The sequence below is a fragment of the Microbispora hainanensis genome, assembly GCF_036186745.1.
GTDB lineage: Bacteria > Actinomycetota > Actinomycetes > Streptosporangiales > Streptosporangiaceae > Microbispora.
The window spans coordinates 1245886-1260417 of sequence record NZ_CP108086.1 but is presented as its reverse complement, the minus strand read 5'-3'; the positions used below and the strand labels follow the sequence as shown (position 1 = coordinate 1260417).

Here is a 14532-nt window from a genome sequence, read left to right as displayed (position 1 = left end):
TAACCTCAGGCGGCGGCGGTCGAACCGGACGACGACGTGCTCGACGAGGAGGCGCTCGACGACGAGGACGAAGACGAGCTCGTGGAGGTCGCGGGCTCCTTCTTGCCGGAGTCGCCGGACGACTTCGAGGACGTCGTCGTCGTGGTGGCCGTGGTCGTGGACGAGCTCGAAGAACGGCTGTCGGTCCGATAGAACCCGGAGCCCTTGAACACGATGCCAACCGCGGAGAAGACCTTGCGCAGCTTGCCCTGGCAGGCTGGGCACTCCGTGAGCGGGTCGTCAGAGAACTTCTGGACGGCCTCCAGCTGCTCACCGCAAGCGGTACAGGCGTACTGGTAGGTAGGCACTCGCTCCTCCTGAGACTGGCACTCGACCGGGTCGATTGCTAATGGTAAGCAGTCAACAAGCCCAAACGCCACTCCAGCCCGGTTTATTGCCCCGCGCCGTCCCATTCGCGCGCGCCAGGATCCCCGCCAAGATCCCCGCCGAGATCTCGCCGGGCTCCCACCGAGAACCCGCCGGGCTCCCACCGAGAACCCGCCGGGCTCCCACCGAGAACCCGCCGGGCTCCCACCGAGAACCCGCCGGGCTCCCGCCGAGATCCCAGCGGGTTCCCGCCGAGCCTCGCCCGCGATCCACGAGCGGTCCGCCCGCGGTCCGCCCGCGATCCGTCCGCAGCCCGAACCGAGCCCTGAACCGCCGCCCAAACCGCCGCCGCCCGAACCGCCGCAGCCGGAACCGCCGCAGTGCAAACCGCGGCCCGGACCGCGTCACAAAGCACCGCCCGGACCGCCGCAGCGCAAACTCAGCCCGGACCGCCGCGCGAAAGCAGCCCCTACGACGGTCAGCCGCCGCGTTCGCCGTACCAGCCGGCCAGCTTGCCGCGGCGGCTGACGGCGCGCAGGCGGCGTTCGACCGTCTCCCGCTGGGCGGCCGTGGTGACCACGAGGAGCTGGTCGCCCGCCAGCAGCCGCGTCGTCGGCGTGGGCACGAACGACTGCCCGTTCCGTACGACGAGGGTGACCATGGCGTTCGCGGGCAGCCGGAGCTCGAAGATCTCCACACCGTGCATGAGCGAGCCGGGCGGGATGCGGACCTGCAGCAGCTCGGCGTTCAGCTCTTCCAGTGGCGCGGCCTCCACGTCGAGGTCGCGGGCCTCGCCCTCCGCCGCCAGGCCGAGCAGCCTGGCGAGGTACGGCAGCGTGGGCCCCTGGAGGATCGTGAACACGATGACGATGATGAACACGTCGTTGAACAGGCCCTTCGCCCCCGGCAGCCCGGCGGCCCAGGGGATCGCGGCCAGCACGATGGGCACCGCACCGCGCAGCCCGGCCCACGACAGGAACACCTGCTCGCGCCACGACAGCGCACCGAGGCGCAGGAGCCGGGCGATCGCCGCGGACACCACCACGGACGCCGGCCGGGCGACCAGGACCAGCAGCAGGCCCGACACCACGGCTGGGACGAGCACACCCGGCAGTTCGCCCGGGTCCGCGAGCATGCCGAGCATGACGAACAGCCCGATCTGGGCGAGCCAGGCGGCGCCCTCCGCGAAGCCGCGCGTGGCGGCGCGGTGGGGGAGCCTGGCGTTGCCCAGGACCAGCGTGGTCAGGTAGACCGCGAGGAACCCGCTGCCGTGCAGCAGGGTCGCCCCGCTGTAGGTGATGAACGCCAGTGCCAGCACCGCGATCGGGTAGAGGCCGGAGGCGGGCAGCGCGACCCGGCGCAGCGCGTACACCCCCGCCGGGCCCACGGCGAGACCGACGGCCGCGCCGATGACGAGCTCGACGGTGGTGTCCAGCAGGATGTGCGGCAGCGAGAGCTCGAACGACGAGCCCGCGCTCAGCATGATCACGAGGATGACGGTCGGGGCGTCATTGAAGCCCGACTCGGCCTCCAGAATTCCGGCGAGCCGGGGCGGCAGCGGCAGCCGTCTCAGCACGGAGAACACGGCCGCCGCGTCGGTCGACGCCAGGAACGCGCCCAGCAGCAGCGCCATGCGCCATTCCATGCCGAGCAGGACGGCGACGCCCGCCGCGAGCACGACGACGCTGACCGCGATTCCGACCGTGGCGAGCACGAGCGCCGTCGGGACGGCGTCGCGTACGTGTTTCCAGTTGGTGGTGAGACCACCCTCGGCGAGGATCACGGCGAGCGCGACCAGGCCGAGTTGCTGGGCCATCTGGGCGTTGTCGAAGTTGATGCCGATGGGGCCGCCCTCGCCGAGCAGCAGCCCGAGGCCGAGATAGAGGAGCAGCGAGGGAAGGCCGGTGCGATGCGCGATCCGTACGGACGCGATGGCCGCGATGACGACGACGGCGGACAGGAGCAGCCAGACGTTCAGACCGATCCGCTCCCTTCGCCGTCTCTTATGTCAATCTTGTCATATCTGTACCAAGCGGGCGATTCCGCTGGGAAGAGCAGCAAAGCGGACGCGCTGGTCATGCGGCTCGGCGGGAACCCCCTCCAGCAACTCGCCCTCGTGCAGGAGCGCCACCGTTGGCACATTCGGCCCGACGCGGGCGAGCGCCCGGTCGTAGAACCCGCCGCCGCGGCCGAGCCGTACGCCGGTCACCCGGTCGACGGCGAGGGCCGGCGCGATCACCAGCGCGGCGGTGCGGATCGCGTCGACGCCGCGCCGGACGTCCACCGGCTCCATGATTCCGTACGGACCGGGGACCAGGGAGTCGGGCCCGTCGTACACCGCCCAGTCGAGGTCGCCGTCCGGGCGCTGCACCGGCAGCATCACCGTGGCGCCGTGCTTCCACAGGGCCAGGATCAGTCCCTGCGTGGCCGGCTCGGTGCCCGTCGACCAGTAGCAGGCCACCAGGCCCGCCATCTGCACCCACGGCTGGTCGAGGAGTAACTCCCTGATGGCCGCCGACGACTCGCGCAACGTCCCGGGATCGAGCTCCGAGCGGCCGCGCAATATACGCCGACGCAGGTTCATCTTGTCCAAAGACTGCTCCGTTAGTGTCTACTCATGGCTGACTTCGATCCCGTGACCAAAGCCGTCGTGCCCGCCGCGGGTCTCGGCACCCGCTTCCTTCCCGCCACGAAGGCGACCCCCAAGGAGATGCTGCCCATCGTCGACAAGCCGGCCATCCAATACGTGGTGGAGGAGGCCGTCTCCGCCGGACTGCTGGACGTCCTCATGGTGACCGGCCGCAACAAGCGTTCGATCGAGGACCACTTCGACGTAGCGTACGAGCTTGAGGACGCTCTTCGCGCGAAGGGCGACGAAGAGCGGCTCAACCAGGTCAAGGAGCCCGTCGATCTCGCCACCATGCACTACGTGCGGCAGGGCGAGCCGAAGGGTCTCGGCCACGCCGTCCTGTGCGCCAAGCAGCACGTCGGCCACGAGCCGTTCGCCTGTCTGCTCGGCGACGACATCATCGACCCCCGCGACCCGCTGCTCAAGCGCATGATCGAGGCGCGCGCGACCTACGGCGGCAGCGTCATCGCGCTGATGGAGGTGCCGCGCGAGCAGATCTCCCTGTACGGCGCCGCCGCCATCGAACCGACCGACGAGGACGACGTCGTCCGCGTCACGGACCTCGTGGAGAAGCCCCCGGCCGACGAGGCGCCCTCCAACTGGGCCGTCATCGGCCGTTATGTGATCGACCCCGCCGTGTTCGACGTGCTGGAGCGCACCCCGCCGGGACGCGGCGGCGAGATCCAGCTCACCGACGCCCTGCGCACCCTTGCATCGATGGGCCCGGAGGAGGGCGGTCCGGTGCACGGCGTGTTGTTCCGCGGCCGTCGTTACGACACCGGCAACAAGCTGGAGTATCTGCAGACCGTGGTGCAGTTCGCCGCGAACCGGGACGACCTCGCCCCCGAGTTCCTGCCGTGGCTGCGGGAGTTCCTGGACAAGTCCGGACAGTGAGCCGATGAAACCCGTCGACCGCCATCTCGCCGACATCCTCGCGGTGGTGCGACCGCTCGCACCGCTGGAGGTCGAGATCGAGGCCGCCCTCGGCGCCGTGCTGGCCGAGGACGTCGCCTCGCCCGTCCCGCTGCCGCCGTTCGACAACTCGGCCATGGACGGCTATGCCGTACGGGCCGAGGACGTGGCCGCCGCGCCCGTCACGCTGCCCGTGATCGGGGACGTCGCGGCGGGGGACGGCGGGCTGAACGCCCTCGGCCCCGGCCTGGTCACCCGCATCATGACCGGGGCGCCCGTGCCCACCGGCGCCGACGCCGTCGTTCCGGTGGAGTGGACCGACGGCGGCACCGCCCGCGTACGGATCGACAGGCCGGCCCCGCCCGGCAACGCGATCAGGCGGGCGGGCGAGGACGTGCGGGCGGGCGACGTGGTGCTCCGCGAGGGCGTCAGGATCGGGCCCGCCCAGATCGGCATACTCGCCGGGGTGGGCCGCCGCCGGGTGCTGGTGCGGCCCCGGCCGAGGGTGGTCGTGCTGTCCACGGGTGCCGAGCTCAGCGAGCCCGGCACCCCGCTGGGCGCGGGCCGCATCTGGGAGTCCAACAGCTTCATGCTCGCCGCCGCCGTACGCGAGGCGGGGGCGCAGGGGTTCCGGGCCGGTTCGGTGACCGACGACCCCAAGGAGTTCATGGACACGCTGGACGCCCAGCTCGTGCGGGCCGACGCCGTGATCACCAGCGGCGGCGTCTCCATGGGGGCGTACGAGCCGGTCAAGGAGGCCCTGTCGCCGCTGGGCACGGTGACCTTCGAGAAGGTCGCCATGCAGCCGGGCATGCCGCAGGGCTTCGGCGTCGTGGGGCCCGACCGCGTGCCGATCTTCACGCTGCCCGGCAACCCGGTCTCGTCGTTCGTGTCGTTCGTGCTCTTCGTCAAGCCGGCCCTGCGGGCGATGCAGGGCCTTCCGGCCGGGCCGCCCGCGACCGCGCGCGCGGCCCTCACCGGGCCGGTGCGGTCCCCGGCGGGCAAGCGGTCGTACCTGCGGGCCGTGCTGACGGGCGAGAGCGTCGCACCGGTGACCGGGCAGGGCTCGCACCAGCTCGCGGCGCTGGCCGGGGCGAACGCGCTGATCGTGGTGCCGGAGGACGAGACCTCGCTGCCCGAGGGCGCCGAGGTGGAGGTGATACCCCTGTGAATGACGGCACTGCGAAGCTGACTCACGTGGACGAGTCGGGCGCCGCCCGGATGGTGGACGTCTCCGAGAAGGACGTGAGCGCGCGCACCTCCGTCGCGACCGGGCGCGTGCTGCTGTCGCCCGAGGCGGTGGCCGTGCTCCGCGCGGGTGACGTGCCCAAGGGCGACGCGCTCGGCGTGGCGCGGATCGCCGGGATCATGGGCGCCAAGCGCACTCCCGACCTCGTGCCGCTGTGCCACCCGATCGCCCTGACCGGCGTGAAGGTCGACCTCGCCGTCGTGGACGAGGGGGTGGAGATCACCGCCCGGGTCCGTACGGCCGACAGGACGGGCGTCGAGATGGAGGCGCTCACGGCCGTCACCGTCGCGGCGCTCGCACTGGTGGACATGGTCAAGGCGGTGGACCCGGCGGCCGTGATCAGCGACGTCCGGGTCGAGGAGAAGACGGGCGGCAAGACGGGCCACTGGACCCGGCCCGGACAGGAGTAAGGCGTGCGCGCGTTGGTGGTGACGGTGTCCAACAGGGCGTCCGCGGGCGTCTACGAGGACAGGTCCGGGCCGCTGCTGGCCGGCCTGCTCAAGGAGGCGGGCTGCGACCAGGTGGACGGGCCCCGCGTGATCCCGGACGGCGACGCCGTCGAGGCCGCGCTGCGCGAGGGCGTCGCCGCGGGCTACGACGTGATCGTCACCACGGGCGGCACCGGGGTGACGCCCCTCGATCTCACCCCGGAGATGACCCGCCGGGTGCTCGACCGGGAGATTCCCGGCATCGCCGAGGCCATCCGTCAGGTCAACCGGGAGAAGGTGCCGGCGTCGATCCTGTCCCGGGGTCTCGCCGGGCAGGCGGGCACGACTCTGGTGGTCAACCTGCCCGGGTCCTCCGGCGGCGTACGGGACGGCATGGCCGTGCTGACCCCGATCCTGGCCCATGTCGTGGACCAGATCCACGGCGGCGATCATGCCCGCTGAGCAGCCGGCCGAGACCGCGGCGCGTCCCGCGTGGCGCGTTGACCGTGTTCCGGTGGATGATTGACGAATGGATCGACTTCGCGGCTGGCCGGCAACCATGGCCGAGGGGCCCGTCGGGCTGCGGCCGCTGCGCCTGCGTGACGTCCGTGACTGGCGCGACACCCGGCTGCGCAACGCCGAATGGCTCCGCCCGTGGGAGCCGAGCAACCCCGAGACCCCGCTGTTCCGCACCGGTCTCGGGCCGTACGTCTCGATGGTCGGCACGCTGCGCCGCGAGGCCCGCCAGGGCATGGCCATGCCCTGGGTGGTCACGTACGAGGGGCGGTTCGCCGGGCAGCTCACCGTGGGCGCGATCGTGTGGGGATCGGCCCGCTCCGCCCAGGTGGGCTACTGGGTCGACGGCGCGCTCGCCGGGCGGGGCATCATCCCGACCGCCCTCGCCATGGCGGTGGACCACTGCTTCTTCACGACCGGTTTACACCGCCTCGAGGCCAACATCCGGCCGGAGAACCAGGCCAGCCGCAGGGTCGTGGAGAAGCTCGGGTTCCGCGAGGAGGGCATCCGCCGGCGTCAGCTGCACATCGACGGCGCCTGGCGCGACCACATCTGCTACGCGCTGACCGTGGAGGACGTGCCCCGCGGACTGCTCGTCCAGTGGCGCCGCACCATGAACTCGGCCGCCCGCCGCAGCGAGTCCAGCCCCGGTTAGGAGCCGGCGTACGGCCGGCTGCAATCGAAGGACAAGCCGATCACTAGCGGGCGCTGTGATGCTCGGTGGCACTCGACAGAAACCGTGTCACCGGAGGCATCGCCATGAGCAAGCGGATCCCGTCCCTCCCGCCCCGGCCGCCGCTGGCCCACCGGTAGCGGCCCGCACGCGCTGGCCTGTGGAAATCGCGCGTTCGCACGGGATCGAATTACATGAAGAGCTTTGACGATCTCGCGACACACCGGACTGAATGCTCGTCATTCAGTGACACACAGTCCTACGGTGCGTGACGTGAACACCTCTCCGCCGACCCAGGGCCACGGATGTGTTCACCATGCCCTCCGGCACGCCCGTACGGCGGTCCGGAGGTGGCCGCATGGGTAGTGCCCTGCTCTACCTGGCCATCGTCGTCATGTGGCTCAGCGTCCTGCTGCCCATGTGGCTGCGCCGGGACCGGCACACCGACGACGAGCTGTTCGAGGAGCAGGCGGAGGCGAACACGCTGTCCGAGCGGCCCGCCGCCGACTGCGCCGAGGCGCCGGAGGCCTCGGACGACGCCGATGACGCCGACGATTCCGACGGGGATGCGGACGGAGGCGACGCCGACACGGTCGTCACCCCGCCGGCCGTCGCCGCTTCCGACGCGGCCCCGGGCAACGAGACCGTCACGGCCGACCAGGTCGCGGCGGAGCGGCATGCGCGGGCCCGCCGTGTCGCCGCTCACCGCCGCGCCCGGATCCTCGCCCGGCGCAGGCGGCGGCTCCTGTGGAGCATCCTGCTCGTGCTGGCCTCCGTGGTCACCGCGGCCGTACGCGTGATGCCCTGGTGGGCGGTCGCGCCCTCGGGCGTGCTCCTGCTCGGCTACCTCGCCGTGCTACGCGTGGCCGTACGCGCGGACAGGGAGCAGCGGGAGAGGGCCGCCCGGATGCGGGCCGAGCACCTGCGCCGCCGGCGGGAGCGCCGCCGCGCCCTGGCCGAGGCGGCCCGCGAGGCGGAGATCATCAAGTTCGAGGCGCGCAGGCGTGTGCAGGTCTTCGACCAGTACGCCGACGGGCGCCGCGCGGCCGGGGACTGATTCGGTGGCGCGAACACCCCGCAGAGTTTGCTAATCTAGTCGAGGTCGTTGGGGCTATAGCGCAGTCCGGTAGCGCACTTCGTTCGCATCGAAGGGGTCTGGGGTTCAAATCCCCATAGCTCCACCACGACGAAGGCCCGTCAGGTGATCCACCTGGCGGGCCTTTTCGCTGCTCAGAGCCTTACCGCTACGTCCTGGGGGGCCGGTACGGCTGCCGCTCCGCTCCGGCTCCACGCGCTCCTGCAGGGACCGGTCCCACCACGCCTGCAGCTCGCATGTGGTCCGGACCTGGTCATGACTGCCAGACCCGCCTGAAGCTCTCGCGGGCCCGGTGCAGGCGCGACTTGACCGTGCCGGCCGGCACGTCGAGCAACCGGGCCGCCGCGCTCTCCTCCAGCCCTTCCAGGTCGCGCAGCACGAGCACCGCGCGGTGTTCGGGGGACAGATGCCCCAGCACGTCCCTGATGTCGGCGGCGCGTTCGACGTCGACCGGGGAGGGCAGCTCGGTCAGCTCGGCGGCCACCGTGCGGCCCTCCCGTTTGGCGATCCGCACCGCTTCCCGTACGGCGATCGCCCGTACCCAGCCGTACAGGGCGGCGGGTTCCTTCAGCGTGCGCAGGTTGCGGAAGACCGCGATCAGCGCCTCCTGGGCGGCGTCGGCCCCGGCGTCCAGCGCGATCGGGCCGCAGATCCGGCCGAGGTAGGGCGTGAGCTCCTTGAGCAGGTCGTTCATCGCCACGGTGTCGCCGCGCTGGGCGGCCACCACCAGGGCGGCGGTGTCGTGCGCGGTCATCGGGCGGTCTGCCCGGCCTGGAGAGCGAGGGCGGCCAGGGCGCGCTCGCCCGCGGCGCGTACGCCGATGGGGATCAGCGCCGCGCGCCCGGGGACGCGGACGCCGCCGGTCTGGGCGACCAGGGTGCCACCGGGCACGGCGGTGGCCGCCAGGCCGATGAGCAGGAAGCGGCTCTGCATCCAGCACCAGCCGGGCTGAAGATCCACGTCGAAACGGGCGCGCATGCCATACCTGCTGCGGGCCCGTGCCACGAGCCGGCCCCCGCCCAGGTCCGCGTCGATGGTCAGGCCCCTCATGTCGGGCTCGAAGGTGCCGAAGCTCCTCTCCAGATCGCTCGCGATGCCCCACACCACGTCGAAGGGGGCCGGGATCGTGCGCTCGCTGACGTACGCGCCCGCGATCGCGGAGGCGAGCACGCGCAGCCGCCGCACCGGGTCGAGCTCGGCGACAGGCCAGGACGAGGACATGCTCATGTCCTTTCAGAGGAGGCGAAGGCCCGGAAGGTTCCATGGAACCTCCTCGGCGGGCGGCCCCTCCTCCAGGGTGTGAACACTCGAACGCGCAAAGCGCCTCGCGAACCTGGTCGCCGGAGTTCTGCTCACCGACGCGGCGGCACACCTCTACTGGACGACGGGCCGCACCTGGCCCGCCCACGACGTCAGGGCCCTGTCTCTCGCCGTGCTGAACATGGAGGTGCCCTTCACCCCGCCCGTGCTGATCCCGCTGGTCGCCGCGCTGACCACGGGCGCCGCCGCGGTGGTGGCCCGCTCACGCGGACGAGGCGGCAGGCTCGCCTCGCTGGTCACCCTCGCGGTGGGCTGCGGGGTGCTGCTGCGCGGGGCGGCGGGCCTGGTGTGGGCGTTCGGCATCGGCGCCGACACCGGCATGCCGTTCTACTGGCTCAACCTGTTCCTCTACACCCCCGCCTGCCTGGTGATGCCGGCGGCGGTCGTCGCGGTCCAGGCCGGCGATCCGGCTACCACGGTGTTCGGCGGCCGGCTGATGCCCGCGCTGGTCTTCGGCCGTCCGCGTCCGGAGCCGGCCGGCACCAGGGGGTTCACATCCCTATAGCTTCACCACGACGAAGGTCCGGCAGGTGATCCATCTGCCGGGCCTCTCCGCTGCCTCTGCCACGTCCTGGATGGCTCATCTCCTGCCCGGTCGTGTTCCAGTACGGAGGGTCGTTCCACACGTGGGCGGCCTCGGCGGCCACGCGGATGCCCTCGGCCTTGCCGGCCATGGCCGCGGGTGCGCGGCGCGACGGGTCGTCGATGTACGCGCGCCCGCTGATCGACACCGGTGGCCGGATGCCTGGCCCGGTACCTGCCGCGACCGGGTGCACCAGATCGACCCGCTTTCCGCGTCGAAGACGGCCGGTTCTCCCGAGCCGGCGTCGACGGCGGGGATCAGAAAGCGCGTTTTTCGGCCAGCCGCGGACGTCTCCGAGCCGGCGCCCGATCTCCGCGATGTGCTCCTCTTCGGGCGGCGTGACCGCAGTTCGCGCAATACGCCCCATTCGTGCGCCGAACTCCTGGGGGCTCTTTGACCTCTTCAGCGACCAAATCAGGCCTATTACTCCCATGGCGGTCGGTTTCGCGAGGCGTTCGCCGTACACGAGTTGTGCCTCCAGCGGCTTCTCGGGGTGGAGGCCCGCGGCGATCTGAGCTCCCACCACGGCATCGGCGGAGGTGCCCGCGATGAGGCCGGCGTCGCGTACGTCGATGCCCTGCTCGGCCCGGCCGGCGAGACACCCGCCTCCCAGGCGATCCCGGTCGGCCCGCCGCCGAGAACCAGCGCTCTTCCGCCCATGGGCCCCTCCCCGCTTGCCGAATCCCTGCTGTCGAATCACTGCGACATGGTTGAGATGAGGGAAACTGAGTACGTCGTACTCGATTTTGTGGGCCTGCGCGCTCCCGGGATGACACACCCGATCAGGAGGGGCGAATCGCTACCCGGCCATGCAGGGTGCGACGCTGGAGACGCTTTTATCGCCGTCCGAGCTGCCGTGGGAGCCCGCACAGGGGGACACGCGGACGAGAGACGGGGAAATCTTGGTGTTCCGCCGGAGACGTGGAGGGGCTCTGGCGGCCTACCGATATAGGACAGGCATTTCTTTTCCGGTTCTTTCCACCGCATATGGTCCACTGGCCGGGAGGGGGGAGGATGCGCCTGCACGACCGTTTCTCCATCACGTTTCGCATCACTCTGTTCACCGGGGTGATGGCGACTTTCCTGTGCGCGCTGCTGGCCCTGTCCATAATGACGGGCATCCATCATTACGTCAGTGACGACGTCGAGAGGGAGATCTCGGCGGCGGGCGGCCGCGTGGCCGTCCAGATCGAGCGGGGGCAGATGACCTACCCGCTCGACGTCTACAAGAGCCGCGATCTCCAGGTGGTCGACCCGTCCGGCCGGGTGGTCGCCGCGACCGCGAATATGCGTGGCAAGCCGAGAATGGCGAACTTCATTCCGCCGGACACCAGGAACAGCATCAGTCGTGTCGTGTGCGGCGATGACTTCGCGGCCCCCGGATGCAACGTCGTCGTGGCCCAGTGGGCGCACCGCAGCGGCGAGAGATGGCTGGTCTACAGCGCGGCCCCGCAGGTGCCGCCGTGGGTCGATCCCTGGCTGGCCTCGCTGGTGGGACTGAGCGCGGCGGCGCTGGCCGCGGCCATCACCTATCTGGGTTACCGGGACGTGCGGGCATCGCTCAGGCCGGTCGACGCCATCCGCACGGAACTGGATGAGATCAACGAGACCTGTCCCAGCCGCCGGGTGCCGATGCCGCCCGCGCGAGACGAGATCCGGGCGATGGCCGAGAGCGTCAACCATACGCTGGGCCGGCTCGACGGCGCGTTACAGCAGGTGCAGAGCGCGCTGCAACATCAGCGCCAGTTCGTCTCCAACGCCTCCCATGATCTGCGTACGCCGATAGCGGCCATGCGCGCCGAGGTGGAGGACGGTCTCCTCGCGCCGGAGGAGACCAGCGTCTCCCAGCTGGGCGAGGCCATCCTGCCCAGTCTCGAGCGGCTGGAGGCGATCGTGCACGACCTGCTGACCATCGAGCGGCTGGAGCACGGTGCCTACGGCGAACAGGCCAGGATCGATCTGGCCGTGCTCGTGGCCGCGGAGTTGCGGGGACGCGCGCAGAAGACCAAGCGGTACGAATGCGCACTCAAGCCCGGCGCCATCGTGGCCGGCGACAGGATGCGCCTCGCCCGGTTGCTGACCAGCCTCTTCGACAACGCCGAACGGCATGCCAGGTCGAAGGTCTCCGTGTCCGTACGGCACGAGGCCGGCGAGGGGCGCGGCACCGCGGTGCTGGAGGTCGGCGACGACGGGCCGGGCATCGATCAGGACAAGCGCGAGATCGTGTTCGACCGGTTCACCCGGCTGGACACGGCACGCAGCAGGAACGCCGGAGGCGCGGGGCTGGGGCTGCCGATCGCCCGCCAGATCGCGGAGGCCCACGGGGGCAGCCTGAAAATCGAGGACAGCCCGGTCGGCGCCCGCTTCGTCCTGCGCCTCCCGGCCGTTTGCGACCCGACGATGGCGGCCCGGGCCGGCGACGGCGTCCCCGGTGAGAACGACCCCAGTGAGCCGTGCTGAACATCGCGTTTGACGGAGTGAGTGCTCACTCCGTACATTGAGGGTATGACGGACACCACTCCCCGCCGGCGTGCGCCGGCCATGAGCACCGAGCAGCGCAGGGCGATGATCGTCGCCGCCGCGCTTCCGCTGGTCGCCGAGCGCGGCGCCGCCGTCACCACGAGCCAGATCGCCCGGGCCGCCGGAATCGGCGAGGGCACCGTCTTCCGGGTCTTCGCCGACAAGGACGAGCTGCTCGACGCGTGCGTGACCGAGGCGACGGACCCCGGTCACGTGCTGCGCGAGCTGGCCTCGATCTCCCTGGACGACCCGCTCGCCGACCGGCTGGCGCAGGCGGTTGAGGCGCTGCGCGCCCACCTGGAACGCATGGGAGCCGTGATCGGCGCCCTCCACGGCACCGGCCACCGCCTCGAACGCCGCGGACGGCAGGGCGAGGAAAGCGTCGGGCAGGCCCCGCAAAGCGGCGGGCGGGCCCAGGAAGGCAGGCCCGGAGGCGGCGGCGCCTCGCGAGGCAGGGAGGCCTCGATGAGGGCGATCCACGAGGCGATGGTCGAGCTGATCGAACCCGACCGGGCGGCGCTCCGCCTGGAGCCCGAGAAGATCGCCTCCGTCTTCATGGGAATGCTCTTCGTCCGTCCTCAGGCCGCTTCCGGCGGCGTGGAGGCGTCCCCGGAGGAGCTCGTGGACATCCTGCTGCACGGCACGCTCAAGACCCCCGGGAGCGCGGCATGACCTATGAGGTCATGTCCTCGGCCTGACCGAGGCCGAAGATCTTGGCGGCGTTGTCGTGACAGACCGCGCGGAGCCACTCGTCTCCCAGGTCCAGGTCGGCCAGGGCCGTCAGCGCCTCGCCGTACGGATAGGGGATGTTGGGGAAGTCGGTGCCGAGCAGGACGCGGTCCTGCAGCTCCAGCAGCAGCGGGACGGCCTCCCTGGGGAACGGCGCGGTCTCCTCGGTGAAGCCGGTGAAGGCCATCGTCGTGTCCAGGAAGACCGCCGGATGCCGCAGGGCCAGATCGAGGAACTCGGCATACTCGGGCGTGCCCATGTGGGCGATCACGAGCGGCAGCCTGGGATGCCGGGAGAGCAGGGCCGCGATCGGTTCCGGCCCGGTGTACGGCCCGGGGGCCGGGCCCGACCCGCAGTGCGTGACGACCGGGATGCCGTGGTCCTCCAGCAGCCCCCAGACGTCGTCGAGCAGCGGGTCGTTCGGGTCGTACGCGCCGACCTGGAGATGCGCCTTGAACACCCGGGCGCCCCGCTCGATGGCCTGCGCGACGTATCGCCCGGCGCCGGGCTCGGGGAAGAACGTGGCCGTGTGCAGGCAACCGGGCACCCGGGCGGCGAAACCGGCGGCCCAGTCGTTCAGCCACTCCGCCATGCCCGGCTTGTGGGGATAGAGCATGGAGGTGAACGCCCGCACGCCGAAGGCCCTGAGCCGCTCGACGCGGTCGTCCTCGGCCAGCCGATAGGCGATCGGCCAGGGCCGGCCGACCAGCGGCCCGGCGGAGTCGAAGTAGGCCCACACCTTGGTCAGGACGCGTTCCGGCATGAAGTGGGTGTGGACGTCGATCAGGCCCGGCAGGCCCAGCTCCCGCCAGAACGCGGTCACGCGTCGGATGTCGTCGCCTGCGGCGGATGTCTCGTCCGGCATGACCTCACACGTTATCCGCTCGCCGTCCGCCCGCCGCGTCGAGGTAGCGTCCGGCCGGCGCGCGCAGATGATCGCGCAGCTCGGGCGGGTCGAGCACGGTGCAGGGCACGTCGAGCCCGGTGAGGAAGGCGGTCAGGTTGTGGAGCGAGTCGCCGCCGGTCTCCAGCACGCAGGCGTCCGCGCCGTCGGCGCGCGGCAGCCCGGCCGCGGCGGTGAGCCGCGCGCCCACAACATCGGCGGGCGCGTGCAGCCGTACGACGGCCCGGTGCCTCCAGGCGGCCGAGCCCGCTCCGCGTACGACGTGGGCGGCGGCGCCGTCCTCGGGCGGTTCGCGCGGGGTGAAGCGGGGGCCGTTCGGGACGCGGAGCCGCATCCGGTCGGCGCGGAAGGTCCGCCAGTCGTCGCGGTCGACGTCCCAGGCCGGCAGATACCAGCGCCGGCCGGTGAAGACGAGCCGGTGCGGCTCGGCCGTACGGCGTCCCTCGCCGCCTCGGTGGCCGAGGTAGTCGAACCGCAGGGTCTCGTGGTCGCGGACGGCCGCGGCGATCGAGATCAGCGTCTCGGGGTCCACCGTGGGGCCGTGCCCCGGCACCGCGACCGTCGCGGCGCGCACGGCCTCGATCCGGTGGCGCAGCCGGGACGGCCG

Annotated in this window: 17 protein-coding genes and 1 tRNA gene; 10 read left to right on the top strand and 8 right to left on the bottom strand. The window is 71.6% G+C overall.

The genetic code is table 11. The features are described 5' to 3' along the window. Positions 1 to 5 precede the first annotated feature (5 nt). From OHB01_RS05685 to OHB01_RS05675, 3 genes are all read right to left on the bottom strand, one after another. Complete coding sequence (locus OHB01_RS05685) at positions 6 to 347, bottom strand: FmdB family zinc ribbon protein (RefSeq protein WP_142652017.1); 342 nt, start codon at positions 345 to 347, stop codon at positions 6 to 8. A gap of 497 nt (positions 348 to 844) precedes the next feature. After that, positions 845 to 2350: a potassium/proton antiporter gene (locus tag OHB01_RS05680; protein ID WP_142652015.1), complete on the bottom strand. Its 1506-nt coding sequence runs from the start codon at positions 2348 to 2350 to the stop codon at positions 845 to 847. A gap of 33 nt (positions 2351 to 2383) precedes the next feature. Further along, entirely contained in the window at positions 2384 to 2950 is a 567-nt protein-coding gene (locus OHB01_RS05675; protein WP_142652033.1) for a 5-formyltetrahydrofolate cyclo-ligase, read from the bottom strand. Between the two features lie 33 nt (positions 2951 to 2983). On the opposite strand from OHB01_RS05675, the gene galU reads away from it, so the two are divergent. The 7 genes from galU to OHB01_RS05640 all read left to right on the top strand — a co-directional run bounded on the left by galU (position 2984) and on the right by OHB01_RS05640 (position 7957). Further along, the gene (galU, locus tag OHB01_RS05670) at positions 2984 to 3889 is read left to right on the top strand and encodes a UTP--glucose-1-phosphate uridylyltransferase GalU (RefSeq protein ID WP_142652014.1); all 906 of its coding nucleotides are present in this window, start codon (positions 2984 to 2986) and stop codon (positions 3887 to 3889) included. A 4-nt stretch (positions 3890 to 3893) separates the two neighbouring features. Continuing rightward, positions 3894 to 5078 carry a gephyrin-like molybdotransferase Glp gene (gene glp, locus OHB01_RS05665; RefSeq protein ID WP_142652012.1) on the top strand — a complete coding sequence of 395 codons (1185 nt, stop codon included), beginning with the start codon at positions 3894 to 3896 and terminating at the stop codon, positions 5076 to 5078. After that, the gene (gene moaC / locus OHB01_RS05660; protein WP_142652010.1) at positions 5075 to 5566 is read left to right on the top strand and encodes a cyclic pyranopterin monophosphate synthase MoaC; all 492 of its coding nucleotides are present in this window, start codon (positions 5075 to 5077) and stop codon (positions 5564 to 5566) included. The genes glp and moaC overlap by 4 nt, the downstream gene beginning before the upstream one ends. 3 nt (positions 5567 to 5569) lie before the next feature. After that, positions 5570 to 6046: a MogA/MoaB family molybdenum cofactor biosynthesis protein gene (locus tag OHB01_RS05655; RefSeq protein ID WP_142652008.1), complete on the top strand. Its 477-nt coding sequence runs from the start codon at positions 5570 to 5572 to the stop codon at positions 6044 to 6046. Between the two features lie 67 nt (positions 6047 to 6113). Continuing rightward, positions 6114 to 6755 (top strand): GNAT family N-acetyltransferase, encoded by a 642-nt coding sequence (locus OHB01_RS05650; protein WP_142652007.1) that lies wholly within the window; start codon positions 6114 to 6116, stop codon positions 6753 to 6755. Positions 6756 to 7131: 376 nt separating this feature from the next. Further along, positions 7132 to 7830, top strand: coding sequence for a hypothetical protein (locus OHB01_RS05645; RefSeq protein ID WP_147945192.1), 699 nt, complete (start codon positions 7132 to 7134; stop codon positions 7828 to 7830). 50 nt (positions 7831 to 7880) lie between these two features. After that, positions 7881 to 7957: transfer RNA gene (locus OHB01_RS05640), tRNA-Ala, on the top strand. Positions 7958 to 8122: 165 nt separating this feature from the next. Here OHB01_RS05640 and OHB01_RS05635 read toward each other — a convergent pair. Next, complete coding sequence (locus tag OHB01_RS05635; RefSeq protein ID WP_147945193.1) at positions 8123 to 8623, bottom strand: RNA polymerase sigma factor; 501 nt, start codon at positions 8621 to 8623, stop codon at positions 8123 to 8125. Beyond that, positions 8620 to 9090: a hypothetical protein gene (locus tag OHB01_RS05630; RefSeq protein ID WP_205831175.1), complete on the bottom strand. Its 471-nt coding sequence runs from the start codon at positions 9088 to 9090 to the stop codon at positions 8620 to 8622. The genes OHB01_RS05635 and OHB01_RS05630 overlap by 4 nt, the downstream gene beginning before the upstream one ends. A 112-nt stretch (positions 9091 to 9202) precedes the next feature. Here OHB01_RS05630 and OHB01_RS05625 point away from each other — a divergent pair, with 112 nt between their 5' ends. Next, positions 9203 to 9694 carry a DUF3995 domain-containing protein gene (locus OHB01_RS05625; RefSeq protein WP_328855829.1) on the top strand — a complete coding sequence of 164 codons (492 nt, stop codon included), beginning with the start codon at positions 9203 to 9205 and terminating at the stop codon, positions 9692 to 9694. Here the strand turns inward: OHB01_RS05625 and OHB01_RS05620 are convergent. Continuing rightward, positions 9681 to 10472 carry a hypothetical protein gene (locus OHB01_RS05620; protein ID WP_328855030.1) on the bottom strand — a complete coding sequence of 264 codons (792 nt, stop codon included), beginning with the start codon at positions 10470 to 10472 and terminating at the stop codon, positions 9681 to 9683. The two genes, OHB01_RS05625 and OHB01_RS05620, sit on opposite strands and share 14 nt — an antisense overlap. 314 nt (positions 10473 to 10786) lie before the next feature. On the opposite strand from OHB01_RS05620, the gene OHB01_RS05615 reads away from it, so the two are divergent. Then, positions 10787 to 12232, top strand: a complete 1446-nt coding sequence (locus OHB01_RS05615) for a HAMP domain-containing sensor histidine kinase (protein WP_328855029.1) — start codon at positions 10787 to 10789, stop codon at positions 12230 to 12232. 45 nt (positions 12233 to 12277) lie between these two features. Then, on the top strand, positions 12278 to 12964 hold the full coding sequence (locus OHB01_RS05610; RefSeq protein ID WP_240972170.1) for a TetR/AcrR family transcriptional regulator: 687 nt from the start codon (positions 12278 to 12280) through the stop codon (positions 12962 to 12964). Between the two features lies 1 nt (position 12965). Here OHB01_RS05610 and OHB01_RS05605 read toward each other — a convergent pair whose 3' ends face one another. Both OHB01_RS05605 and OHB01_RS05600 read right to left on the bottom strand, forming a co-directional pair. Continuing rightward, positions 12966 to 13886 (bottom strand): amidohydrolase family protein, encoded by a 921-nt coding sequence (locus OHB01_RS05605; protein WP_142652000.1) that lies wholly within the window; start codon positions 13884 to 13886, stop codon positions 12966 to 12968. A gap of 4 nt (positions 13887 to 13890) precedes the next feature. Then, on the bottom strand, positions 13891 to 14499 hold the full coding sequence (locus OHB01_RS05600) for a helix-turn-helix transcriptional regulator (RefSeq protein WP_260617539.1): 609 nt from the start codon (positions 14497 to 14499) through the stop codon (positions 13891 to 13893). Between the last annotated feature and the right edge of the window lie 33 nt (positions 14500 to 14532).